The following is a 26,185-nucleotide window of genomic DNA, read 5'->3' on the forward strand; positions in this document are numbered from 1 at the left end:
AAAAAAAAACCCGGTTTCTTTGATTGTGACGCGCGGGAAACTCCCCACCAAGCGAAAATTCCTGTCACAATAAAATCAATCCTACCGAGAGACAAAGGGCATGACGCGAGAGGAAGCAGTGCGGCGAATTGACCAAGCAGCCGAGGAAAAATTGACCCAACTGGATTTGGCGGGGCTGGAATTGGAGGAATTGCCGCCGGAGATTGGCAAGTGCACGCAGCTTGAGACGTTGGTGTTGGGGAAGTGGGAAAAATGGGAAATGGTTGATTGTCTATGGAATTCGCAACTAATCACCAATCAATTAAGCACACTGCCAGAGGAATTGCGCTCGCTGGGAAATTTGCGATCGATTAACCTTAGTGGCAATCCATTCGGAAGGATTCCAGAATTGCTGCTGGAAATGAAGCAATTAGAGAGTTTAGATTTAACCAGCATTGGTTTAAGAGAAATACCAGAGGATCTCGGCCAACTGTCCAACCTGAAAAAGCTTGACCTCAGTGACAATCAGATTACCGTCATCCCAGGAAATCTCGGCCAACTGTCAAATCTGACACGGCTTGACCTCAGTGACAATCAGATTACCGTCATCCCAGAGGATCTCGGCCAACTGTCCAACCTGAAAAAGCTTGACCTCAGTGACAATCAGATTACCGTCATCCCAGAGGATCTCGGGCAACTGTCAAATCTGACAGAGCTTGACCTGAGTCGCAATCAGATTACCTCCATCCCAGAGGATCTCGGGCAACTGTCGAATCTGACACAGCTTAACCTCATTAGCAATAAGATTACCTCCATCCCCGAAGTGATCGCTCAATTATCCAATCTGATAGGGCTTTTCCTCGGTGATAATCAGATTAGTCAAATCCCAGATGCGATCGGGCAACTTTCCAATTTGAGACAGCTTTCCCTGTTTAGAAATCAGATTAGCCAAATCCCAGAAGTGCTCGGCCAACTATCCAATCTAACAGGGCTTTTCCTCAGTAATAATCAAATTACCCAAATCCCTGATTCGATAGTTCAACTGCCCAATATGACACGCCTTTACCTTTGGGAAAATCAGATTACCCAAATTCCAGAGGCGATCGCCCAATTATCCAATCTGACAGAACTTAACCTCAGAAATAATCAGATTGAAAAGATTCCTGAATGCTTAGAAACACTGCCAAAACTTGAAAAACTCGACCTCCGCCACAATCCCCTACCCATTTCTCCAGAAATTCTAGGCAACAAAAACCCCGGTACTCCCGCCGCCATCTTCAACTACCTGCGCCAACTCCGCAGCGGCGAAGTCCTCCCCCTCAACGAAGCCAAAGTCCTCCTCGTCGGGCAAGGCAGCGTCGGCAAAACCTCCCTGATCAACCGCCTCACCGACAACAAATACAACCCCAACGAGCCCCAAACCGACGGACTCAACATCACAGACTGGAAAATTACAGTCAACACCAAACCCGTCAAACTCAACGTCTGGGACTTCGGCGGACAAGAAATCTACCACGCCACCCACCAATTTTTCCTTACCAAACGCAGCCTCTACCTCCTCGTGTGCAACTGCCGCACCAGCGAAGACGAAAACCGCCTCGAATACTGGCTGAAACTGATCGAAAGCTTCGGCGACGCATCCCCCGTCATCATCGTCGGCAACAAGTGCGACGAACAACCCCTGGATCTCAACCGCAAAGCCTTGCGCGACAAATATCCCAACATCAAAGCGATTCTCGAAACTTCTTGCGAAAGCGGAACCGGCATCGACGAACTCCGCAGCGCCATCCACACGGAAATCTCCGAACTCAAAGAAGTCTACGATCTTTTGCCGCTAAGCTGGTTCCAAGTCAAGCAGCGCCTGGAAAGCCTCGACAAAGACATCATCAGCATCAGCGAATACGCCACCATCTGCGCCAAAGAAAACATCTTTGAAGAAACCGACCAAACCCAACTGATCGGACTGCTGCACAACCTGGGCATTGTCCTCAACTTCCGCGAACACCCGATCCTGCAATCCACCAACATCCTCAATCCCCACTGGGTGACTGAAGGCATCTATGCCCTCCTCAGCGACGACGCACTCAAAGTCAAAACCAAAGGCATTCTCACCTACGCCGACATCAGCCGCATCCTCGACTCAAATAAATATCCCCGCCGCCGCTACCACTGCCTCACCGGCTTGATGGAGGAATTTGAACTCTGCTTCCCCGTCAGCCATTGTCCCGCGCCGACTTTCCTCATCCCCGGCATCTTGCCCAAAGAACAACCGCAAAACACCGAAGTCCAAGGCGACACCCTGGAATTTCAATATCACTACCGCATCCTCCCCGACAGCATCCTCTCGCGCTTCATCGTCCTCATGCACGAGAAAATCCACAACCGCACCCACTGGCGCACGGGGGTTATGCTGGAGTACAGGGAGGGCGCTGAGGTGTACAACATCGCCCGGATTAAATCTGACCCGGAAGATAAGAAAATCTTTATTGCCGTTAGCGGGCGGGAATCGACGCGGCGTTCTTTCCTCAGCATGATTCGCGATACGTTTACCAAAATCCACAAATCTTTTGCCAATCTGGAAATCAGTCAATGGGTGCCGGTTCCCGGTTATCCCGATGCCGATCCGCTGGATTATGATGAATTGCTAGGGCTGGAGGATATGGGCGAGAATACTGTGCGCGTCGGCAAACTCAAACTCAAACTCGATTTGCGGCAGTTGCTGGATGGCTATGAGTCGATCGAACTTCGGCGCAGAAACCAAATGGGCGATCGAGAAATGGGAAAATACGGAAGAGAATATGACGACCTTGTAGATATCGCTAAACTAGCTGTTAGTAGACCAATTATTAATAAAGCAGAAGCAAAAATGACTCAAAATTCTTCTGAAACCAACAACTTTCAAGGTGCTTTTCAAGGTGCTAACTTTTCCGGAAATATCGGCGGTTCGTCGAACAGTGCCGAAGTTAGTGGCAATCAATCCATCCAAAACAATAACACCAATACCGCCGAACTTCTGAAACTGATTTCATCGATGCGTGAAACCGTGACGCAGTTTCCTGAAGACATCCGCGAGGGGATAATTATCGATATTGAAGATGTCGAAGCTGAAATTAAGAAACCGGAAAACGAACGGAATAAAGCCAGATTAAAGAAAAGCATTACTGCAATGATTGGGGCGGCCACTGCGATCGCTATTCCGATCGCAGGCATGACTGATTTTGCTAATACGGCGATCGATGTCGGTCAAAAGCTGGGTATCGAACTCAAGTTACCGTCAGCACACTAAATCATTTAAAATTAAGGTGACTGGGGCGATATTCGCCCCAATAGCCCCAAAAACCTCGGTGTTGCCATGCGAAAAATTGTACTATACATTGCATCTAGTTTGGACGGTTATATCGCGCGATCGAATGGCGATATTGACTGGCTGTTTACAGACCAAAATTACGGTTATACTAAATTCTTAGATAGCATCGATACGGTTCTCATGGGTCGCAAAACTTACGAACAAGTTCTAACTTTTGGCGAGTATCCGTACCAGGAAAAAAAGAGTTATGTTTTTACGAAAAATCTAGATTTTCAAGCAACTTCTGATGTCGAAGTGGTAACCGACTTAGAGAACTTTGTCAAGGATTTACGCTTGCTTGAGGGCAAAAATATTTGGTTAGTGGGAGGTGCTCTGCTGATTCGCGATTTCCTCAACCAAAATTCTGTCAACGAGGTTATTCTCTCGGTTCATCCGCTTATTTTGGGCGAGGGCATCCCTTTATTTGTTAATCCCATAAATACTACAGCTTTGCAGCTAACTGGATGTCAGACATACAGTTCTGGTATGGTTCAGCTATCTTATGATGTCGCCACTTGAGGGCGCGCCCAATTGCTAAGTCGCTTGCAAAATACTGTCCCTTGATTATCAAAAAACGTAAGATAAAACTTAGTAATTTGGCTGATGATGAAATATCTTTGCTGCTTGTTGCTATTAATATCTTTTTTGTGGGTTGCGCTTCCTGCTGAGGCATCTGTATGCCGCAATGATCGAGGGCGCGAGATTTGCATTGTCGATATCAAACGCAGTGCGAAAAACTATTGGGAATACAGGGTAATTGTGAGTGTTGATGGAGTTAAACAGCCTCTGGAAGTCTACAATTGCCGCGATCGCACTACAGTTAAGAAAGATGGAACTGTTTTGGCGTTTGGACAAAACAACCCTGGTGAAATTGTCTGCCGTTTTTTTAATCGGCAATAAGCAAATGAAGTTATTGTAAGGTGCGCTTCGGGCTGAATGTGGCTACCACAAACTAAAGAATTTTTCCCGAAGCGCAGCCTACGTTAGAATTTGCCGTCTACTGCTGACACGCAGCGTTCGCAAATTAGCGGATGTTCGATCGACTCGCTGACGTGAGTCGAGTAATTCCAGCAACGATCGCACTTTTCCCCGTCTGCTTTCACTACACCAATCGCCAACTCGGGAGACTGATAGCTGTACGGCAATTCTTGCAGGATTTCATTCGATTCTACCAGTTCCACTTCCGAAGTAATGAACAAATACCGCAGTTCGTCTACACCCTTGCCGGTCATTGTAGAATCGTGCCCTGCCGCTATGGAAGCAGGAATTTCTGGTTTGGACTCGATGGCAACTAATTCTGGTTCCGGGATTTGGGGTGTTTCTACAAGCGCCGTTTCTAATGGGGCTGTTTGTACGATCGCCGCCTGTGTTTCTTCTACAAGCACAAGCGCTGTCTCTAGTGGCGGTGCGAGTACGATCGCCTTTGTTTCTGCAAGCACAAGCCCGCTTGTCCGGCCCACCACATCTGCTGTCATAAAATCAATCTTTTGAGCCAGTTGTTGACGGTTGGCGGCAAACAGCAAGTGACGGAAAGCAAACCAGATTGTAAATAAGATGCCGATGACTTCCAATAAGCCTCCCAAAAGCGGAATCTGATTCATCGTATCCAAAATCGCCAGCGTTACTCTGCCCGTTATCACCACAGAGGCTAACAGCCCCAGTGTGACCAGCACTTTTTGGTATTCTGTGACAAAGTTGCCCGCGTATTCAGGCAAATTAGCCACAAATTGGAGCGCTTGATCTAAGATTGGCTGCGAATCTGAAGCCGACAGTTCAGGGGCGGAATACTCTACTATCTGAGAAGATCGATCGCTCTTTTGTGCGATCGTTTCCGCTTTCACATGGATTGTGTTTTCTGTCAATACTTTGGCAACTTTTGCTGCTTGTTCTTCCTGTCGATCTTGTGCTGCTTTTGCTTTCTCCTCTGCCGCTAACTCTATGACTGAATTTTGCGATCGCACATAATCCACCAATCCTTCGCTGCTGGGATTCAAAGCTTGCAATTGCTGTCTTTTTTCCACATCGGGAACATACACCAAAACCTTAGCTTCCAAAGAAGAACCTATCGCCTTTTCCATCCGGGCTTTTTCCAAAACCTTGTTAACTTCGCCGCGCACTTGTCGCAAATACTGCCAGCGAGTAGCCAATTCTGGATTGTGCCATGAAGCATCAATTTGCACCCAGCCGGCTTCAAATACTGACTTGTACGGAGTCGGATAGGGAAGGTACTGCCAAATATCCTCAGCCATGTGACACAAAACAGGTGCGATCGCCCTTGCTAAATTCTCCACAGCAATTGCAATCACCGTCTGACAACTGCGGCGGCGAAGGGTATCTGTCGCGCTGATGTAAAGTCTGTCTTTGGCAATATCCAAGTAAAAGTTCGATAGATCTACCGTGCAGAAATTCTGCACAGTTTGGAAGAATCGGGAAAATTGGAAGCTTTCAAAAGCATCTTGAACTTCCGCAAATACTTCGCACATTCTGTGCAGCATATAGCGGTCTAGTTCCGGCAATTCCTCGTAAGCAACGGCATCTTTTGCGGGGTCGAAGTCGTGCAAATTGCCCAGCAAAAACTTAGCTGTGTTGCGAATTTTGCGGTACACATCCGATTGCTGTTTGAGAATGTTTTTGCCCAAAGGCACGTCTGCCGAGTAGTCTACCGAAGACACCCACAACCGCAAAACATCGGCTCCATATTCCTTAATTACGGCTGCTGGATCGACGACATTGCCTTCAGATTTGCTCATCTTGCGGCCTTTTTCATCCAGCACAAAACCGTGAGTCAAAACTGTTTTGTAAGGAGCGACGCCGTTTGTTGCTACACTGGTCAGCAAACTCGATTGAAACCAGCCGCGGTGTTGGTCTGAACCTTCCAAATAGATATCAGCAGGATAGTTTAATTCCGATCGCCCTTGGGCAACTGCGGCCCAAGAAGAACCCGAGTCAAACCACACATCCATCGTGTCGGTTCCCTTGCGGTAAGTGCGGCCGTTATTGCGGTAAGATTCCGGCAGCAATTCGGCGATCGACAATTCCCACCAAGCATCGGAACCTTTCTCGGCAAAGATGGCCTGCACATGGGCGATCGTTTCTTCATTTAACAGCGGTTCGTTGGTTTCTTCGTCGTAGAATACGGGAATGGGAACGCCCCAAGTCCGCTGGCGAGAAATACACCAATCCGATCGATCGCCCACCATTGCAGTAATCCGATTTTCCCCTTGGGCGGGAATCCAATTCACATCCGCGATCGCTTTTAAGGCTTCATCTCGGAACCCTTCAACGGAGGCAAACCACTGTTCCGTCGCCCGAAAAATGGTCGGCTTTTTCGTGCGCCAATCGTAAGGATAAGAGTGAGCGTAACTTTCCTCTTTAATCAAACAATTTGCTTCTGCAAGGGCATCAATGACTGCGGCATTGCCGTTTCCGAGGACATTTAAACCTGCAAACTGTCCTGCTTCTGCGGTGAAATTTCCGTTCTCGTCTACGGGGGTTAAAACTGGCAAACCGCAGCGTTTTCCGACGATAAAGTCTTCTTGTCCGTGTCCCGGTGCGGTGTGCACCAATCCGGTTCCTGAATCAGCAGTAATGTAGTCACCGCCGACAACAATTGGACTTTCGCGATCGAACAGCGGGTGTTTGTAGCTGCAACCTTCTAATTCTTTGCCTTTGAAGGTTGCCAGTATTTTTAATTCAGTGTTGAAAGTTGCCGATAGCCGATCGACCGCATCGACAGCTACTAACATAAATTGTTGTGCGATGTGGGAATTTGCCGGCGGTTCCACCACCGCATAAGTCAGTTCGGGATTGACTGCGATCGCCAAGTTTGCCGGAATCGTCCAGGGGGTAGTCGTCCAAATCGCCGCCCAGAGGCTCGGCATATAGCGCTTGAGCTTCGTCTGCAAGGATTTTGACAATTTTCTCACATGAAAGCCGACGTAGATGCTGCGCGACGTGTGGCCTTCGGGATATTCCAATTCCGCTTCGGCGAGGGCTGTTTTCGAGCTCGGACTCCAGTGAACAGGTTTGAAGCCCCGGTAGATGTAGCCTTTGAGCACCATTTGACCGAAAACGCCGATTTGAGCGGCTTCGTATTCGGGTTTCATGGTTAAATACGGGTGTTTCCAGTCGCCCCAAACGCCGTAGCGCTGGAAGGATTCGCGCTGCTGTTCCATTGTTTGCTGCGCGAAGGTGGCGGCTTTGTGGCGGAGTTCGATCGGGGTAAGATTTAGCCGATCGTCCGATTTCATGTTTTGCAATACTTTAAGTTCGATCGGCAATCCGTGACAATCCCAACCGGGCACGTAGCGGACTTTTTTGCCGCGCAGCATTTGGTAGCGGTTGATAAAGTCTTTGAGGATTTTATTGAGGGCGTGGCCGATGTGAAGTTGTCCGTTGGCGTAGGGGGGCCCGTCGTGGAGGATGAACAAATCGCCTGGGTTATTTTCCGAAAGGCGATCGTAGATTTCTTGATCTGCCCAAAATTGTTGCAATTCTGGTTCCCGTTTGACGGCGTTGGCGCGCATATCAAACTTGGTTTTGGGCAGGTTTACCGTGTCTTTGTAAGATTTAGCTTCCATTTTTGAGAAACGTTTTATGTAGTTAGTTGTTAGTAGTTAGCGGTTATTTGAGAGATGATATCAAGCCCGGTTAAATAATCATAATTAAGTTTGTAGTGACAACTTTAGTCATCTCTCGTCATTGAAGAGCTGACAACCAGATATTTTAGTATAAGCGATCGACCGCACATTAGATCGAACCAAATCCGTAGATACCTCTCTTCTCTTCCTCTGCGCCCTCTGCGCCCTCTGCGGTTAAATCATTCATAAATCGAGGTGGCGCTACTGAGTCAGCCAACTGAACATTTCACCAACGGTGAGATTGAAGGATTCGGCAAAGGTTGGAACGGGGATGCGATCGCCCGGTTCTTCAAAAACTGCTATGGTGCGATCGGCAAAATAGACAAATACCACTTCTTCTTCCGGGTCAATCAGCCAGCCCATCTGAGTCCCGTGGGCGAGACTGTGGAGAATGTTGCGGACGACTTTAGTTTGACTTTGGTCGGGGGAAAGAATTTCGATTGTCCAGTCGGGGGCGATGGCGAAAGTGTCGGCTACTTCGCCGTTTTCGTCGCGGGGGATGCGTTCCCAGGTAAAGACTGCAAGATCGGGTACTGTCGATCGACCACCAAAGGTACAGCGCAATTCAGGATAAGCGCGGGCGATGCGTTGGGGTTTGAGTACCCGGTTGATGTCAGCGCCCAAATCGCTTTGAATTGTGCTGTGTTTTCCTTGGGGCATAGGTTTCTCGATAATTTGACCGTCGATGAATTCGCTAGCGGGTTTGGTTTCCGACAGTTGCAGAAATTCATCGAGACTCAAACGTTGAGAAGCGGTTTGAACCATTATTTTTATTTGATTTAAGTTTAATTTGTATTAGTTAAGCGATGGTGCATTTAATTTATATTCACATCTTGCACCATTTTTAAGAACAGGCAAGATGCCTGTTTCACAAAAAAGAGTAAATTTTCTTATGGGATTCTACGAGAAAAAAAACAAGCCCCAGTCCTCTTTCAGAGGACTTTCGCTATGAGACAGGGAATTCATTCCCTGTCGGACTCTAGCAAGAAAAGGTTATAGAAATACTCCCAACCCGCGGCTAACGGCATTTCCCATGCGATCGCACAATGACGCCGCCGGCACTCCCTGTCCTTCCTGTTCCCATTTTTCCACGAGTTGGCGGCCCAGGGGCGTGAGGCGAAAACTGTCGGTAATCCCTTGTCCGTCTACTTCTCGCCGCAACACGCCGACTTGGATCAGCCACAGCAGGGAGTTTTCGGCTACGAGTTCGGATACGGGCGATCGGGTGTAGCCGCTTTCGACACCGGAATTTGAGGCGATGGCAGTTAGGAAAACACTGTTATCGCGGATGGTCTGGAAGAAGTGTAATTGAAAAGGGCTGCACCGGACGGCGCGATCGGCTCTTTTTACGGTGCGATCGGGATAACTAATAGATTTAAACGCTTCGGATGGGATAAAAGTCATTGAGAGAACTTTTGAGTAGCTACTACTTTTATCATCACCTATTTATAGTCAAGAGAGTAGATTTCTCACAAATTTACCTAAATTATGATAGAGGCTCAACAGAGTCCCAACTGGCGTATGATGAATACTCAGGTTGCAAGTGCTTATCGTCGCTGGGCGATCGCCTATTTTTACAAATACTCCAAATGATTGTTCATTTCTTCAGCATTCAGTACCTCCCAAATTAATACTAATCCTTGCAAAATTTCCCCAATTGATTTACTGGTTTGCGGACAGTAAACAATACCCGCGTGAGACAAACCTGCATGATGCAGTCTTAAAAAATCCGTATCTTGGGTAAAAATTACTCGCTCTTGAGACAGGGCAAAGGCTAATTGTTGTTCGTCGGATTGCCCGATCATTCCTTGTTCTGGAGTTGTGGTGACATCAATTCCACGTCTTCGCAATCCATTTCCTATTGCAAGAGTTATATTTTCGTCAATATGAAATTTTATCTTAGCCATGTTGACGATTTTTTAATTTTTGTTGCAATAGCGATGGGGTTTGAGCTTTCAATTGGCTGGCAAATTCTGCATCTGCTTCGATTGCGGAGCGAATTTCATCTCGACGATCGTGATAATAGGCTAAAGCTGCATAGATATCAGATAAAGTAATACTCGGATAGTGATACAGAATTTCGTCTGGTGACATTCCCATTTGTTCGTGCCAAACAACTATATCCTGAACTCGGATGCGATGTCCGGCGATACGGGGTTTTCCCCCACAGATTCCTGGGGTGATTTCGATATGTTCTTGAATGACGGCAATCGACATGGTAGGCAATTAATATAGGATATGTCTTCTATTTTAGGACAGGTTAGACGAGTTTGGCTGTAAAAACCATTTTAGGCGATCGGTTTTCTGAGTGGCAAAGATGACTACTCCCAATGTTGAAACCGCCAAGCAGGGAGCATATTAATGCGGACTTAACTAATCATCCCTTCAATTTCTGGATCGGTAAACCCAAATTGCCTGAAAATCCGCACCGCATAAGCTGGTGACATTTCCCCAGCACCGATATCCATCGGAACAATCCTTTTTCCGCCTTCAATTCACGCATATACAAACGATGATCTTCTTTCCCCTCTAGGTAAAACTGACATCCGTTTTCTTCTCAAATCTTAATTAATGCTTTAGGTTTTAAAGATGGAAGGTTTTTAGGCATAAACTTTTCTTACTTCATAAGTGTTTGAAAATCTTGCATCTTCTAAAGTCAGAAATTCGTGTAATCTATTAATAGAAAGAGGGCAGAAATAAACATCATACTCTGCTTCATATACTTCGGAAAATGACTCAATAGCTTGTTTAAGTTTATCAATAGATTGTTCGGGAGTATTGCCTTGTCCCACCCAGCCATTTTCTAAACACAAAGAAATCCAATAATCAGCACTTTTCCGGAGAAGCACAGTTTAGAAATCAATCATGTTTTATTGAAAAATTAGTTTTAATTGAATCACCAAATTTTGAAAAAACACTAATAATTTAACACAAAATCGCCAATCTGAGAATAACCTCCGCAGAAACACCTGGGCCCCATAAAGGTATAGAATACTTAGGATAGAACAATCAATTTACCCACTATGACAGAAGACAAAACATTGACAACCGCTAGCGGAATTCCGGTTGCAGATAACCAGAATTCCTTGACTGCTGGTGAACGCGGGCCTATCCTCATGCAGGATTTTCACCTGATGGAAAAACTGGCTCACTTCAACCGGGAACGCATTCCTGAGCGCGTTGTCCATGCAAAAGGAGCCGCTGCATTTGGCACGTTTACCGTCACCAATGACATTACTCGCTACACCAAAGCTCAGCTATTCTCAGAAGTTGGCAAAGAAACTCAGGTTCTCCTCCGTTTCTCTACAGTAGGCGGCGAACAAGGTTCAGCGGATGCCGAACGTGACCCCAGAGGTTTTTCGATGAAGTTCTACACCGAAGAAGGCAACTGGGATTTAGTAGGCAATAACACGCCTGTTTTCTTCATCCGCGATCCGCTCAAATTCCCTGATTTGATCCACACCCAAAAGCGCCATCCCCAAACGCATCTCAAAGATGCTGACGCGAAGTGGGATTTCTGGTCGCTAAGTCCAGAAGCTTTGCATCAAATAACTATTCTGTTTTCCGATCGCGGTACGCCGAAAAGCCACCGCCACATGGACGGTTTTGGCAGCCATACCTTCAGCCTAATAAATGCTCAAGGCGAACGGGTTTGGTGCAAATTCCACTTCAAAACCATGCAAGGTATTGATAATTTCACCGCCGAAGAAGCGACGCAGATCAAAGGCAAAGACCCCGATCATGCGACTCGCGATTTGTTTGAGGCGATCGAGCAAGGTAATTATCCCAAATGGCGGTTTTGCATTCAAGTAATGACCGAGGCCCAAGCCGCAGAGTATCGCGAAAACCCTTTTGACTTGACAAAAGTGTGGAAGCACTCAGAGTTTCCGTTAATTGACGTGGGAATTCTTGAACTCAATCGCAATCCACAAAACTTTTTTGCTGAGGTGGAACAGGCGGCATTTTCTCCTTCTAATGTCGTTCCAGGTATTAGCTTCTCTCCCGACAAAGTGCTGCAATCTCGCATCATGTCTTATCCAGATGCTCAACGCTACCGTCTGGGTGCAAACTATCAGCAATTGCCTGTCAATCAACCAAAGTGTCCGGTGATGCACTATCAACGGGATGGCGCAATGGCACCGGGTAACAACGGTGGTAGCGGGCCCAACTACGAACCCAACAGCCACGAGGATGCGCCGAAGCAAAACTGTGTTTATGCTGACCCAGCTTGGGACTTAGGAAATGTCAAAGTCGATCGCTACGATCACCGTCAGGGAAATGACGATTACACCCAAGCAGGAGACCTCTATCGCTTGATGAAACCCGACGCACAGCAGCGGCTGATCGCTAACATTGTGGAAAGTTTGAGTGCAGCAAAATCGGAGATTCAGATGCGCCAATTGTGCCATTTTTTCCGCGCCGATCCGAATTACGGCCGCCAAGTTGCAGAAGGTTTGGGAATTGCGATCGATCCGTCTATGATGCCCGCTGCTGGTCAACCGGTTGGTGTGTAAGCTGCTACGCATCTAATTTGACAGTCAGTTTGTCCGATCGGATTGTCGGATGGGTAAGAAAGCCCCTCTTTCTATTCAATTTAGATGCGTAATAGCTTAGAATCTGAGAACATTTAATAGACATCTGCTTAAAAGCAGATGTCTATTGAAACTATGCGTGTAATAGGCACTCTTAGCCCGCGTCTTAGGTGCAAGCTAAATGCAGTAAAGCTTAACGTCATGGAGTTGGGGGCGATCGTGATTTTTTACAAAGGTCTCTTGCAAAGCGACAGAACCAACTAAAATAAGTTGAGGAACTGCAAGAAAAACCAAACAAGGGAAACAAAACTATGACATTACCAGTTGGGTGCGCTGCCCCTCAATTTACCGCCAAAGACACTAATGGCAACACAGTCTCCCTGTCCCAATTCGCAGGTAAAACCGTAATCTTGTATTTCTACCCGAAAGATGACACCCCCGGTTGCACAAGACAAGCCCAAAGCTTTAAAGCAGCTTATGAAGAATACAAGGGCAAAGATCTTGTAGTTCTCGGTGTCAGCCGAGACAACGAAGAGTCGCACCAAAAGTTCACAGAGAAATACGGTTTACCTTTTCAGCTATTAGCAGATGTTGATGGCACGATTACCAAAGCTTACGATGTCGAGAAAGGCGATTATGCCAAGCGCGTTACTTTCGTCATCGACGGTACTGGCAAAATCATTCAAGTTTATGAGGGCGAAACCATGAAAGTTGACACTCACGCTCAAGATATTCTTGTCACCATAGTTTAGTCGAAGTTTAGCCGATCGCACTAACACTCCTACACGCACCAAACGGCTAAAAACCCGGTTTCTTCCTAGATGCGTCGTTGCTATAGGCAATATTGTCCTAGGAACCGGGTTTTTTTCGTAAGTCCTGACTCAGGAAGTGAGGGGTCAAAGGTACATGGGGAAGCAACTTACTCGAACTAAATTCCTTCCCTCAAAACTTGCACCACAAATCCTCTCAACCAGGCATATATTCGGTTAAGGTGTTCATTGTACGCCTAAAGTTAGATTTGTGGCGCCACTCCCGCCAATAATTAAAAACTTATGCTGGAAAAGGCATTAACCGCCCGTAGGGTAAATCTAGGGGCGATTTTGTCCTGGTTCAGGTCATTGTGTTTAATAAAATCAGAAGTTATCCTTGCTTTAGCTGAATAATTAAGTAGGTAGGGGGATATATAATGACAAACAGCAACATTATTTTAAGTTACTTAGGCCCGCGAGAAATTGAGGTCAATAGAGCCGCGGTCTTAGTTGGCACTTTTGACAAAAATCTAGTGGCAGCGATTTCAGCAACAGAAGGCTCCAATGCCCTGAATGTAGGGATAAATCCCTCTAGAGGCATTTGGAACATCAGTTTAGAAAAAGGATTCGATAGCGCAGGAACTCGCACACTGCAGGTGAGGGCAAGTGATAAGACAGGCAAAGTTATCGGCCAACAAACAATTAACATCAAAGTTAATCCTGCTTCTCAGTCACCCGCTCAATTTTTCACGTTAATTACTCTCACAGATACCAAATTTAAAGCCGGAACGCTGCCCGCTACCAATCTCAACGAGCTGCAAAAAGCGGACATACCATCAGGGAAAATTTATCAAGTTAGCGACTACGAGTTAGAAGATGGACATCTGAATGTTCAACTAAATAATCCAATTTATCCGGTGGGAAATTCCGGCTTTTTCTACGAAAAACACGTACTCATAACCAACGGCGCAACAATTCTCATATTCGATCGCGCCGAGTTGCCGACCCCGCCGCCGGGAATGCAGTTACTGTGGGTTATCAAAAAGACCTGGTTAAAGTTCACCCCCGCAGATTCTGGAACTTTAGGATCAACTCAGAAATTACAATTTAACGCGGGAGAAACTTTTAATCTTCTCGGCTACGCTTGCGTGGAAAACCATTTCCGAGTCGCTTTTGCTCGGGCAGTTCCTAACTTAGGAACTTCGGGATTCGTGTACTGGCTGCACGTCCAAATTTTGCGAGACGGCAGGGGAATTGAGTATGATAGAAATGCAGTTACGATGACAATCATCAAAACCACTGTGTTGAAAAAGCGCCCGCTAAATGCCGCTAGCCTGCCACCCCAAGAAAAAATTACCTTGCCGGCGGGAATGATTTACGGAATTGCCGGATTCTTGATCGAACAAAGCCACATTAAGGTCTCACTGACCGAGAATTTGCCACAATTTGGCAATACAGGTTTCATTTATCCCGATTTTGTGCAATTCAGCCGCGGTGGCAAATCTTTTAATCCCGCTGTGAATTTAACTTATCAAGGGCCGTCAGAAGTTTTAGTCAATCAGCCGATCGTCCTTCGGGGTACTTTTGATCGGCAACAAGCAGCAAAAATTGACGTGATAGCTGAGGATACATTTCCCCTAACCGTCACTCTAAACCTAGAGACCAGCACTTGGCAAGTTAATTTGTCTAAAGGATTTAGCGTAGCGGGAGCTCGGTGGCTCAGGTTGCGAGCCACTGACAGCAAAGGCAACGTTACTGGCAGCCAAATAATTTACATTGCCGTAACTTCCGATCCGCTAACTGTCGGACGAAGTTTGACCTTAAAGATAGTTTCTGACACTTTGTTTAAGGTAGCTCCCCTTGATTCTTCCCGGCTCAACAGTCAGCAAAAAGTTTTTGTTAAAGCAGGCCAGACGTTGGCCGTTAGCAAATACGGATTTATTGACGGGCATCTCAAGGTGGTTCTGGATTCAGCAATTTGGCCTGTCGGCACTTTTGGCTATTTTTATGAACCCGACGTTCAGTTGGCCAAAGGTACTCAAATCCTAAAATTTAACCTGGCTGACGTACCGAATAGCAACGTCAGCGCTCAACTTTTGGTAACTCAAACAACTCAGATTAAAGCTAAACCAGAAGATTCATCGAAACTGCTGGCTGATCAAATGGCTGACCTACTTTTAGGCACTACCTATGCCATTACTGGTTATGCCTGCATTTTGGGGCATTTCCGAGTAACTCTTGCCGAATCTATTCCCGGTTTCGGCAATATCGGATTTATTTATTGGCAGGACGTTAAAATTAAAAAAGACGGCAAAGAAGTTCCCTTTGACCCGGACGCTTTGACGATGACAATCCTGCAAGCAACTGTCTTTAAAAAACGGCCGCTAGATGCTGCTAGCCTGAGCAGTACCGAGAAAACTACGCTGCCTTTAGGTCGAGTTTACGGCGTGAACAGCTACGGTGCGGAAGGATCTCACCTAAAAGTTTCCCTGACTGAAGAACTGCCGAATTTTGGCAATACAGGTTATGTTTTTTCTAGTTTTGTTCAGTTCAAGCGGGGAGATAAGATTTTCGATCCGGTTCCGAACAATGTGGAATTGAACGTGCCCTATTTTTCGCAGCGGGACAATCCGCGTTTTGACTGGTCTACTTGCAACGTAACTTCGATCGCCATGGTGCTTTATTATTATGGCCTTCGTTCTGAGTGGGGCGGACAGTTGGAGGATGAGTTGTTGCAGTGGTGTTTCGATTATGCCGGCCAGGGTTCTCAAACGGATCACAGTGTGCTTTCGGCGCTGATTCAAGCTTACGGGTTTAAAACGAGTTTTAGTACGACTCGCCAATGGGCCGATGTGCGATCGGAATTGCTGAATCGGCGGCCAGTAGTTTTAGCCGGAGATTTTACTGCTGCCGGTCACATTCTTACTGTAATTGGCTACAATTCTCAGGGTTATATCGTGCAAGATCCTTGGGGAGATGCACTCACTGGTTACAGCGATACAGAGGGGAGAAAGTTGATGTATCCCTACAGTTACGTCAATCAAGTTGCTGGGCCAGATGGGAATGTGTGGGCGCATTTTATCTATCCATAATCTACTCTACGGTTTGCAATTTGTGTGGCACTACGCCTATTCGTAAGGTGTGCATAACAGCTATTCGTAAGGTACTTAATGCACACCCTACCTAACTTAGGAAATCTTGCGCTTACTTTTGCGTTTTGCAGCGCCAATACCTAAAAAGCTCAATCCTACTAAAGTACCAAACCAAGTAGAAGGTTCGGGTACAGCCTCAAACGATCCTTGAATAGCGATCGCATCGTTAGCGCACTCGGCAAAAAAGTTAGCAATATAGTTCCCCGAAGGCATAGAGGATTTATTGAAACTGAATCCAATAGTTTGAGAACCTACTGCATTAAACTGAGCGAAATTAAGACCGAGGACGCTTAAAGTTGCTGGCGTTAAAAAATTGATTTCTCCTACTTTTGTACCCGTAGCTATTGAGTTGAGAATAGTCGAGTTTCCTGTTTGTTGAAAATAGGGGTCTGTGGCAGCTAAATCGCCCATTGATGGGGTTCCGCCTTGAGATGCCACTACCGTATTGAATTGATTTAAATTGGTAAATCCAGAGTTAATTTGGGTGACGTTTTTAGCAGTAACGTTACTGTAAATGCCAGTCGTGGCTACGCCTGAGTCATTTCCTTCGGCAAAGCGGATACCAAACAAGCTGCCGTTTGCGTTAGCTGTATTGAAGTTTTGCCCGGAAAAATTGAAGAATAAATCGCCGTAGTTGATGTTGCCTCTTTGAGCTAGTGGGTCGGCATATCCTGCTAAACTTAGATTGGAGTTGATGGCGATGAAAGCTGTATCTGATGTTTCTTTGATGGCGATGCCGTAAAATTCAAATTCCCCGCCGCCGATTTGTGACCCTGTCACGCCGTCGTTGAAGGAATCGATCGCATAATTCCAGCCGTTAGATAGCGTTGCTGCTGTAGCTTTTTGTTGCTGTAGTGCGAAAATGGCACAGAAAATAGCCACGGAGTAAGTCCAGTGGATGCTGTTTTTAGCAATGGATTTCATAAAATGCTCCCTGGGAATCATTGTTAAATTGTCAAGTCTGCTCGATCGACTATTTTTAATTTTCAGTAAATCATATATTCCGGCTGAATATATTAAAATTTTGCTAAAGATTTGGTCGGGCGATCGCGTAATAAGTAAATCCACCTGATTAAACATAAAATATGGCTCGATCAAAAGCTGGCTGTGTATGTTTTCTTCCTTGTTACTTCTTGTTTCTTCATTCTACTAACGATTCACCCATAATTTGAATAAATACAGTTCTATTTCGCGGCCCGTCTAAATCGAAAAATAAAACAGATTGCCAAGTCCCCAGTGCTAATTTACCTTCAACAATTGGAATTACTTCGCTGGTATTGAGCGTCATTGCCATCAAGTGAGAGTGAGCGTTGATCGGTTCATCTGGCGGAACTATTCTTAAATGCAAGTCGTTGTGCAGGTATTTGTCGCCAGGAGGCGCTAATTTTTGCAGGTATACTTTAATATCTGTTACCAATCTTTCTTCATCTTCATTGATTGCTAAAGCTGTAGTTGTGTGTCGGGAAAATACTAGCAATTGTCCATTTTTGACCGCACTGCTGTCAAGAAAATCGACAATTTGGGGCGTGATGTTGTAGATACCGATTCCTGAATCTGTTAGTATTTCGATTGTTTGATTAATAATTTTCATAAGTTGCCTGTCATCTCCAGCCCGGTTCAATAATGATAATTATGTTTGTATAGCAACCGCCACATAGGTTAGGACATAAATAATGTCATGAATAGATCCTATGACCCTTTAGCATAAACGGTTTAATGCTCGTAGTATGTAACTGTCAACTGTCAACTGTCAACTGTCAACTGCTATAGTGAGGACTTCAGTCTTCAAAGTCCTAAAATGCCGATCGCCCAAAATTCTATTATAGGCGATCGACCGCACCGACTCGCTCGCCGCTCGACACTCACTGTGGAGCAACACTTTTTCTGTAAGTGGCGCACTTGTTGCCAGAATTGGATAATCCGAAAATTTTTTGACCCCGCCCAAAAATGGAGCCAAGCCCCCGACTGCTGTAGTGGAGGGAGAAAAACTTGAGACCCTTCGACTCTTGGGCAGGTGAACGGGTAACGCTCTTGTTCAAGATCCCACATTCATCTGTAGACTTGCATTGGATTCATTCAGAAACTATCTTGAAAAGCATCAGCGTTCATCTCTGTTTATCTGCTTTTCATCTGCGGTCAATTTATCGATCAAAGATTGATGCAATGCAAGTCTTGTAGAGTAAATCGAAAATCGACTGACGGCGAGGAGCGATCGCAAGTTTTTAGAACACCCAAGAAACTTCCGGCCCTACATCCGCTGCACCCATCGTGGGTTCCTTCTAACTCGGCCGGTGGTTTCTGCACTTGCAGCGGTGCATAAATCAATCAAATTTTTAAATGCTGTTAATATATCGCCGACAGTTCGTTGACTATCTTGACTCTTCCCTTAATCACAGAACGCAGCAGGCGGTTGATCGAATGTCTGTATTCCTCGTCGAGAGAGTCATCCAAAACAGCGGCCATCAAGCCGTAGCGGTCGGCTAAAGTCAAACAACCTGTATCCGTAACAGAAGCAAGCATTTCGGAAATAGCGCCGGGGATAAGTTGAACTGAAAACATGAGACGTTCCCTGAATTCGATACTTATATCATCTCTCGTTCTCCGAAAATTAATAGTGACGCTGGCATAGCACATAACGTGATGTTTTGAGGCAAACTGTGTGACAGCGACCGCTCTAATGTTGTGACGATCTCGTTTTAAGTCTGCGATCGCACTCACAACATTAATCTTAGATATTCCAATTTCCCCCTCTTCCGTCGTAAATCTAAAGATTTAAAGAGATTTTTCGGTTTTGTGGGCGTCTTTACCCATTTCCCATGTATAAAACGCATCGACCCTATGCGAAATATTCATAAAACTCAATATTTTGTAAAAATAGCTACGAATATTTACAATCGTGGGCTTTACATTAGCTCATAACAAAGGTGCATCGAAACGCAGCGATCGACCGAATCATCGGTAGCAACTATAACCATAAATAGTTTGGCGACGTTCGAGCCAGCGCCCAGTCAAACTGAAGTTTACAGAAGACCAACCATGCTTAAAAGAAATTCGATCTAGTAACTAAATATACAGTTTTTAATTCATACAGTCACTAAGGTTAGCAGGAAACACACACTTTATGCTCCAAGTCAATACCTCCCCACACAAGCCAGCAGCGAGGGTAAACCGATGACCCAAACAATAGAACCCAAAGCCCAAGCGAGCCTGAACAAGTTTGAAAAACTCAAAGCAGAAAAAGATGGCTTAGCATTAAAAGGCGAACTCGACCACTTCGCCGCCATCGGCTGGGAAGCAATGGACGAAATCGATCGCGAGCACCGCCTCAAATGGCTCGGCATCTTCTTTCGGCCAGTAACTCCCGGCAAATTCATGATGCGGCTGCGCTTGCCCAACGGCATCATTACTAGCAATCAAACCAGAACGCTAGCAGAAATCGTCCAACGCTACGGGGACGACGGCAGCGCCGACATCACCACCAGACAAAACCTGCAATTGCGCGGAATTCGCATCGAAGACGTACCCGACATCTTCCGCCGCCTCAAAGAAGCGGGCATGACCAGCATCCAGTCTGGCATGGACAATGTACGCAACATCACGGGTTCCCCAGTCGCGGGCCTGGACGCCGACGAACTGATTGATACGCGGGAACTGGCGAACCAAGTCCAAGATTTGATTACGAACAGCGGCGAAGGCAACCCCGCGTTTTCAAATTTGCCGAGAAAGTTTAATATTGCGATCGCAGGCTGCCGCGACAACTCAGTCCACGCAGAAATCAACGACATCGCCTTCGTACCAGCCTACAAAGACGGCAACATCGGCTTTAACGTTTTAGTCGGCGGTTTCTTCTCCGCCAAACGCTGCGAAGCTGCAATTCCTCTCAACGCATGGGCAAGTCCCAGCGACGTTGTAGATTTGTGCAAAGCAATTTTAACAGTGTTTCGCGATCGAGGCCCGAGAGCAAACCGCCAAAAATCGCGGCTGATGTGGCTGATTGACGAACTAGGAATCGAACAATTCCGAGCCGAAGTCGAACAAGAATTAGGTCGCACTTTGCCCGCCGCCGCGCCCAAAGATGAAATCACCTGGGACAAACGCGACCACATCGGCATCTACCCCCAAAAACAATCAGGGCTCAACTATGTAGGGCTGCACGTTCCAGTCGGACGGCTGCAGGCATCGGATTTGTTCGATTTGGCCAGAATCGCCGAGGTTTACGGCAGCGGGGAGCTCAGGCTCACTGTGGAAGAAAACGTGATTATTCCCAACGTTCCCGACTCGCGGATTGAATCGCTAGTCAAAGAACCGCTGTTGCAGCGTTTTTCGATCGACCCCGCACCGCTGATGCGAGCATTGGTTTCCTGCACCGGCGCCAAGTTTTGCAACTTCGCCCTCATCGAAACCAAAAGCCGATCCGTGGCAATGATTGAGGAACTCGATGTCGAACTTTCACTTCCCAAACCTGTGAGAATTCACTGGACGGGTTGCCCCAATTCCTGCGGTCAACCCCAAGTAGCAGACATCGGTTTGATGGGAACCAAAGTTCGCAAGAACGGCAAAACCCTCGAAGGTGTAGACATTTACATGGGAGGCACAGTCGGAAAAGACGCTCATTTGGGTACTTGCGTCCAAAAAAGCATCCCTTGCGAAGACCTCAAACCAGTGCTGCATCAATTGTTAGTCGAGCAGTTTGGGGCAGTTCCCAAAGAGATTACAGGGGATGTAGCTGTGCTGAACCGGCAACTGCAACTGACGGTTGACAGGGACGAAACGGCAGTCCAGGCAGCCAAACCTCAGACATCTACTGTCATTTTCGCTCGATCGGGCAAAGAAGTTGCTTGCAGCGAAGATGAGTTCATTCTCGATGTTGCCGAACGGGCCGGAGTCGAACTTGACAGCAATTGCCGGTCGGGAAGCTGTGGCACTTGCCAGCAAAAACTCCTAGAAGGCCAAACAGTCTACGACAGCCAACCCGACGCGGCCCGAGACTTAGAACCAGGGTTCATTTTAACTTGCAGCGCGCGGGCGATCGGCAAAGTGTCGATCGACGCCTAATCTCACAATGTGAGATGCGATGCGAAGGTCCCGAATCAATCTCACATCTCACATTTCCACGATCTCAAAGTACAACAACAATTCAAGACAAATGAGCAACCTTTCCAGAAGAAAATTCATCATCACCGCTGGAGCAACAGCAGCCGGCACCCTTCTCGCCCACGGTTGCAGTTCCGCTTCCACTTCCACCACATCTAGCGCAACTCCCAGCGGCGCATCACCCAGCGCCGCGCCAGCAGTCAACATCAACCCCGCCGACGCGCCAGAAGTTACCGCAGCCAAACTCGGATTCATCGCCCTCACCGACTCAGCACCCTTAATCATCGCCCAAGAAAAAGGGTTATTTGCCAAGTACGGCATGAAAGACGTAAAAGTTGAGAAACAAGCATCTTGGCCAGTTACTCGCGACAACTTAGAACTCGGTTCCGAAAAAGGTGGCATTGACGGAGCCCACATTTTATCCCCGATGCCTTACCAATTGACATTAGGCACAATTACCAAAGGCAATCAGCCAGTGCCGATGAACATTGTTGCCCGGTTAAATACTAACGGTCAAGCAATTTCCATCAGCAAAAAATACCTAGATTTAAAAGTAGGTACTGACAGCAAACCTCTCAAAGAAGCCCTCGCCAATCAAAAAATTGCTATAACTTTTCCCGGCGGCACCCACGACTTGTGGATGCGCTACTGGCTAGCAGCCGGCGGTATTAATCCAGATACAGATGTTTCCGTGATTCCCATACCGCCGCCCCAAATGGTAGCGAACATGAAATCTGGCAGCATGGAAGCCTTTTGCGTAGGCGAACCTTGGAATGCTCAGCTAGTTACTCAAAAGGTAGGATACACCGCCTTAGTAACCGGAGAACTTTGGAAAGACCACCCAGAAAAAGCTTTCGCTTTAAGAGGAGATTGGGTTGAGAAAAACCCCAAAGCTGCTAAAGCAATAACAATGGCCGTACTGGAAGCCCAGCAGTGGTGCGACAAGGCAGAAAATCACGATGAGATGTGCCAAATAATCTCTCAAGATAAGTGGTTAAAAGTTCCAGTAGCAGATATTATCGGTCGCTCTAAGGGTCAAATTGACTACGGTACCGGCCGCATTGAAACTGCTAGCCCAGTGGCGATGAAATTCTGGGCTGATAATGCTTCTTATCCCTACAAGAGCCATGATACTTGGTTCTTAACTGAAAATATTCGTTGGGGTTATATGCCGGCAACTACCGACATCAAAGCCACGGTTGATAAAGTTAACCGCGAAGATATTTGGAAAGCAGCAGCGACAGCACTTGGCGTTCCCGCCGCCCAAATTCCTACTACCACTTCTCGCGGTGTTGAAACCTTCTTTGACGGCGTGAAGTTTGACCCAGAAAAACCAGAAGAATATCTAAAGGGTCTGGCAATCAAAAAAGCATAATTAGTTTGTTAACTGTTGACTGTTGACTGTTAACAGTTGACAAACCCCTAAAATTGATTGATGGTGTTGGGTTCAGTGAAACAGAGGGTTGGTTCCACGAAGCCAACCTGCTGAATTCTCTTCAAAGTATCTACAAATAATCGATTATTCACAATACGGCAAAAACAAAAATGGCAACAAACCTCGCTGTTACTAAAAGCAAAAATCCAGTAAATTTCGTTCTGGATCAGGTTCAAAAAAACCGCCGAAAAATCATCCGCCCGCTGGTAGCAATTACAGTTCTACTGATAATATGGCAAATCCTCTGCCACGATGCATCATCCACCTTGCCGGGGCCAATCAAAGCTGTCCAAGAAAGCTGGAATCTGATTATTAATCCTTTCTTCGACAACGGCGGTACAGACAAAGGCTTGTTCTGGCAAATTTTGGCTAGCTTGCAGCGGGTGGCGATAGGCTTTACTTTGGCAGCAGTTCTGGGCATCAGTTTAGGTATCCTGATCGGCACAAACTCCTTAATGTTCGATGCTTTAGACCCGCTGTTTCAAGTATTTAGAACTATCCCGCCCCTAGCTTGGCTGCCGATCGCCCTAGCAGTATTTCAACAGTTCAATCCCTTTGAAGGCATGGGGGTGAAAGCTAACGAAGTTTCAGCACTATTCGTAATCTTAATTACAGCAATTTGGCCGATTCTCATTAACACCACAGTAGGCGTTCAACAAATACCCCAAGACTACAGAAACGTCGCCCGCGTCTTGCGCCTCCCTAACCAAAAATACTTCTGGAAAATCCTGCTCCCCTCTTCAGTTCCTTACATCTTCACTGGCTTGAGAATTGGTATCGGTTTGTCTTGGCTGGCGATCGTAGCTGCGGAAATGTTAGTCGGCGGCGTCGGCATCGGCTTCTTCATCTGGGACGCTTACAACAGTTCTCGACTCAGCGCAGTGATTCTAGCAGTGCTTTATGTAGGAATCGTCGGTTTGATTTTAGACAGAATCGTTGGTTTCATCGCTTCCAAAGTTGTTCCTGAAGAACAGAAATAGAATTTGGGCATCGGGCATCGGGCATCGGGCATCGGTCATGGCGAATGGGGAATGCGGAATGGTTGCCAACTACAAACTGGTAGAAATTAGTTGTAAATTAATGCCCAATGACCAATGCCCAATGGCCAATTAATAATCAGCATCATACAAATTACAAACTAACCTAAAATTACCATGTCAGTATTTGTTGAAGTAGACCACGTTGACCGCGTATTTAACTTGCCCAATGGAGAGCAATACATCGCTCTTAAAAATATCGAACTGAAAATTAAAAAAGGAGAATTCATCACCTTAATCGGCCACTCGGGCTGCGGCAAATCTACGCTGCTAAATATCATCGCCGGTCTCGACAAAGCAAGTCAGGGCGGGATTACTTTAGAAGGGCGCGAAGTCCGCGATCCAGGCCCGGATAGAATGGTGGTGTTTCAAAACTACTCGCTGCTACCTTGGCTGACGGTGCGCGAAAATATTGCCCTAGCAGTAGAGGAAATTTACAGCGGTAACTCGAAAGAAGATCGCGAGTTGGTGATCGAACACCACATTAAATTGGTCGGACTCGGGCACGCCGCGGACAAACGCCCAGGCGAAATTTCTGGGGGGATGAAACAAAGAGTTGCGATCGCCCGCGCCCTGGCGATTCGCCCGAAATTGCTGCTGCTAGACGAACCCTTCGGCGCCCTCGATGCCTTAACTCGCGGCGGTTTGCAAGACCAGTTGATGAAAATTTGCGAGGAAAGCAAAGTCACCAGCGTGATGGTAACTCACGACGTGGATGAGGCTTTATTACTGAGCGATCGCATTGTGATGCTAACCAACGGCCCGGAAGCGCAAATCGGGCAAATCCTCGAAGTGAACATTCCCCGCCCCCGCAAGCGCATGGAAGTTGTCAACCATCCGAGTTACTACGCGCTGCGTAACGAAATGGTTTACTTCCTCAACCAGCAAAAGCGGGTCAAACAGCGCCGGGCAAAACAACAGCCGCCTGTCATCGCCCGCAACGGCCTGGAAAAAATCAACCTCGACATCGGCTTTATTCCCCTCACCGACTGCGCCCCCTTAGTTGTAGCCAAAGAAAAAGGATTTTTCAAAGCCCACGGCTTGGAAGAAGTTACTCTTAGCCGCGAACCTGGCTGGAAAGCGATCGCCAAAGGAGTCGCCGAAGGACGGCTGGACGCGGCGCAAATGGTCGCAGGAATGCCGATCGGTATGCTGTTGGGGCTCGACGGTGAAGTCCCTGTGCCCGTCTGTAGCGCCCTCACGCTGTCTCGCAACGGCAATTCGATTATTTTCAGCAAAGACCTTTACAAACAAGGCATTCGGACATTAGAGGATTTCAAAGCTGCGATCGCCAAGAGTCCCGATAAAGTTCACACATTGGGCATGGTACACTCCGCCTCCATGCACAATCTGCTGTTCCGCTACTGGCTGGCCGCCGGCGGCATCGACCCCGACCTCGACGTGGGCTTGACCGTGATTCCGCCCCCGCAGATGGTAGCGAATTTAAAAGCAGGCAACATTGACGGCTACTGTTCAGGCGACCCCTGGAACTCCCACGCAGTCAACAGCGGTACGGGTTTTGTCATGGCCCGTTCCCTCGATATTCTGCCCGGACACATCGAAAAAGTTCTCGGTGTTACCGAAGATTGGGCTCAGAAATATCCTCAAACCCACCTCGCCCTCGTCAAAGCGCTTTTGGAAGCCTGCGACTACTGCGACGACCGCCGCAACCGCGAAGAAGTCCTAGCATTGATTAGCCAAGAACAATACATCGGCGCCGATCCGAAAGACATCCGTCCGGGGTTCCTCGATCCGTACAACTCCGGTACGGAGGCAGAACCCGAAATGCTTTACAACTTCAACCAGTTCTACGTTGACAAAACCAATTGTCCAGACCGCCTAGAAATGGTGTGGGTGATGGCGCAGATGGCTCGCTGGGGGCTGATCCCGTTCCCGAAAAACTGGGTGGAAGTGGTCGATAGAGTTTTGCGGCCCGATGTTTTCGGTCAAGCAGTGCGCGAATTGGGCTTGCCGGATATCGCCAGAGATCGCCGGACGATCGAGCTATTTGACGGCACTGTGTTTAATCTAGACGACCCGATCGACTATCTTCAGAATGTCAAAATCAAACGCGGCCTCCGCATTGAAGAAATTTTAATTGAACAAATAGGCAGTCAATGTTCCATCAAACTGCCAGCATAATCATCAAATAGGAAGAGGGAATGAGGAGCAAGAAATCAGGAAACAAGACTCCCCATTTTCCCCTTCCTAAATCCCTAAT

At 47.0% G+C, this 26,185-nt stretch carries 19 protein-coding genes and 1 pseudogene; 11 read left to right on the plus strand and 9 right to left on the minus strand.

Annotated features, from left to right (window positions below; translation table 11 throughout):
- The first annotated feature begins 100 nt into the window (after window positions 1–100).
- From QUA42_RS17560 to QUA42_RS17570, 3 genes are all read left to right on the plus strand, one after another.
- Window positions 101–3,265, plus strand: coding sequence for a leucine-rich repeat domain-containing protein (locus QUA42_RS17560; RefSeq protein WP_333138633.1), 3,165 nt, complete (start codon window positions 101–103; stop codon window positions 3,263–3,265).
- A 66-nt stretch (window positions 3,266–3,331) separates the two neighbouring features.
- Window positions 3,332–3,844 carry a dihydrofolate reductase family protein gene (locus QUA42_RS17565; RefSeq protein WP_333138635.1) on the plus strand — a complete coding sequence of 171 codons (513 nt, stop codon included), beginning with the start codon at window positions 3,332–3,334 and terminating at the stop codon, window positions 3,842–3,844.
- A gap of 84 nt (window positions 3,845–3,928) precedes the next feature.
- A complete protein-coding gene (locus tag QUA42_RS17570) occupies window positions 3,929–4,225 on the plus strand; it encodes a hypothetical protein (RefSeq protein WP_333138637.1) in 297 nt (98 codons plus the stop codon).
- A gap of 83 nt (window positions 4,226–4,308) precedes the next feature.
- Here the strand turns inward: QUA42_RS17570 and ileS are convergent, their stop codons facing one another.
- The 6 genes from ileS to QUA42_RS17600 all read right to left on the minus strand — a co-directional run bounded on the left by ileS (window position 4,309) and on the right by QUA42_RS17600 (window position 10,814).
- Window positions 4,309–7,905, minus strand: coding sequence for an isoleucine--tRNA ligase (gene ileS, locus QUA42_RS17575; RefSeq protein WP_333138639.1), 3,597 nt, complete (start codon window positions 7,903–7,905; stop codon window positions 4,309–4,311).
- Window positions 7,906–8,166: 261 nt separating this feature from the next.
- On the minus strand, window positions 8,167–8,730 hold the full coding sequence (locus QUA42_RS17580) for a Uma2 family endonuclease (RefSeq protein WP_333138641.1): 564 nt from the start codon (window positions 8,728–8,730) through the stop codon (window positions 8,167–8,169).
- A gap of 228 nt (window positions 8,731–8,958) precedes the next feature.
- Window positions 8,959–9,369 carry an Npun_F0494 family protein gene (locus QUA42_RS17585; protein ID WP_190732852.1) on the minus strand — a complete coding sequence of 137 codons (411 nt, stop codon included), beginning with the start codon at window positions 9,367–9,369 and terminating at the stop codon, window positions 8,959–8,961.
- A 170-nt stretch (window positions 9,370–9,539) separates the two neighbouring features.
- Window positions 9,540–9,872 (minus strand): DUF5615 family PIN-like protein, encoded by a 333-nt coding sequence (locus QUA42_RS17590; protein ID WP_333138644.1) that lies wholly within the window; start codon window positions 9,870–9,872, stop codon window positions 9,540–9,542.
- Window positions 9,865–10,182, minus strand: coding sequence for a DUF433 domain-containing protein (locus QUA42_RS17595; protein ID WP_333138646.1), 318 nt, complete (start codon window positions 10,180–10,182; stop codon window positions 9,865–9,867). The genes QUA42_RS17590 and QUA42_RS17595 overlap by 8 nt, the downstream gene beginning before the upstream one ends.
- Before the next feature lie 383 nt (window positions 10,183–10,565).
- On the minus strand, window positions 10,566–10,814 hold the full coding sequence (locus QUA42_RS17600) for a hypothetical protein (protein WP_333138648.1): 249 nt from the start codon (window positions 10,812–10,814) through the stop codon (window positions 10,566–10,568).
- A gap of 174 nt (window positions 10,815–10,988) precedes the next feature.
- Here QUA42_RS17600 and QUA42_RS17605 point away from each other — a divergent pair, with 174 nt between their 5' ends.
- From QUA42_RS17605 to QUA42_RS17615, 3 genes are all read left to right on the plus strand, one after another.
- Entirely contained in the window at window positions 10,989–12,479 is a 1,491-nt protein-coding gene (locus QUA42_RS17605; protein WP_333138649.1) for a catalase, read from the plus strand.
- 329 nt (window positions 12,480–12,808) lie between these two features.
- The gene (locus QUA42_RS17610) at window positions 12,809–13,249 is read left to right on the plus strand and encodes a peroxiredoxin (protein WP_333062778.1); all 441 of its coding nucleotides are present in this window, start codon (window positions 12,809–12,811) and stop codon (window positions 13,247–13,249) included.
- A 434-nt stretch (window positions 13,250–13,683) separates the two neighbouring features.
- Window positions 13,684–16,338, plus strand: a complete 2,655-nt coding sequence (locus tag QUA42_RS17615; protein ID WP_333138651.1) for a C39 family peptidase — start codon at window positions 13,684–13,686, stop codon at window positions 16,336–16,338.
- Between the two features lie 96 nt (window positions 16,339–16,434).
- Here QUA42_RS17615 and QUA42_RS17620 read toward each other — a convergent pair whose 3' ends face one another.
- From QUA42_RS17620 to QUA42_RS17630, 3 genes are all read right to left on the minus strand, one after another.
- A complete protein-coding gene (locus tag QUA42_RS17620; protein WP_333138653.1) occupies window positions 16,435–17,322 on the minus strand; it encodes a PEP-CTERM sorting domain-containing protein in 888 nt (295 codons plus the stop codon).
- A 217-nt stretch (window positions 17,323–17,539) separates the two neighbouring features.
- A complete protein-coding gene (locus QUA42_RS17625; RefSeq protein WP_333138655.1) occupies window positions 17,540–17,989 on the minus strand; it encodes a secondary thiamine-phosphate synthase enzyme YjbQ in 450 nt (149 codons plus the stop codon).
- 752 nt (window positions 17,990–18,741) lie between these two features.
- Window positions 18,742–18,957, minus strand: a complete 216-nt coding sequence (locus tag QUA42_RS17630; RefSeq protein ID WP_333138658.1) for a hypothetical protein — start codon at window positions 18,955–18,957, stop codon at window positions 18,742–18,744.
- 612 nt (window positions 18,958–19,569) lie between these two features.
- Between QUA42_RS17630 and QUA42_RS17635 the strand changes: the two are divergent.
- The 5 genes and pseudogenes from QUA42_RS17635 to QUA42_RS17655 form a co-directional block, all read left to right on the plus strand.
- Window positions 19,570–21,108, plus strand: a pseudogene (locus tag QUA42_RS17635) (ferredoxin--nitrite reductase); the annotation flags it as partial.
- 18 nt (window positions 21,109–21,126) lie between these two features.
- Window positions 21,127–21,453: a 2Fe-2S iron-sulfur cluster-binding protein gene (locus QUA42_RS17640; protein WP_333138695.1), complete on the plus strand. Its 327-nt coding sequence runs from the start codon at window positions 21,127–21,129 to the stop codon at window positions 21,451–21,453.
- Window positions 21,454–21,544: 91 nt separating this feature from the next.
- Window positions 21,545–22,867, plus strand: coding sequence for a CmpA/NrtA family ABC transporter substrate-binding protein (locus QUA42_RS17645; protein WP_333138660.1), 1,323 nt, complete (start codon window positions 21,545–21,547; stop codon window positions 22,865–22,867).
- A gap of 170 nt (window positions 22,868–23,037) precedes the next feature.
- Window positions 23,038–23,907, plus strand: coding sequence for a nitrate ABC transporter permease (gene ntrB, locus QUA42_RS17650; protein ID WP_333035909.1), 870 nt, complete (start codon window positions 23,038–23,040; stop codon window positions 23,905–23,907).
- 174 nt (window positions 23,908–24,081) lie between these two features.
- On the plus strand, window positions 24,082–26,106 hold the full coding sequence (locus QUA42_RS17655; protein ID WP_333138662.1) for a nitrate ABC transporter ATP-binding protein: 2,025 nt from the start codon (window positions 24,082–24,084) through the stop codon (window positions 26,104–26,106).
- Window positions 26,107–26,185 lie beyond the last annotated feature (79 nt).

This window comes from Microcoleus sp. Pol11C2 (assembly GCF_036701505.1).
Taxonomy (GTDB): Bacteria; Cyanobacteriota; Cyanobacteriia; order Cyanobacteriales; family Microcoleaceae; genus Microcoleus.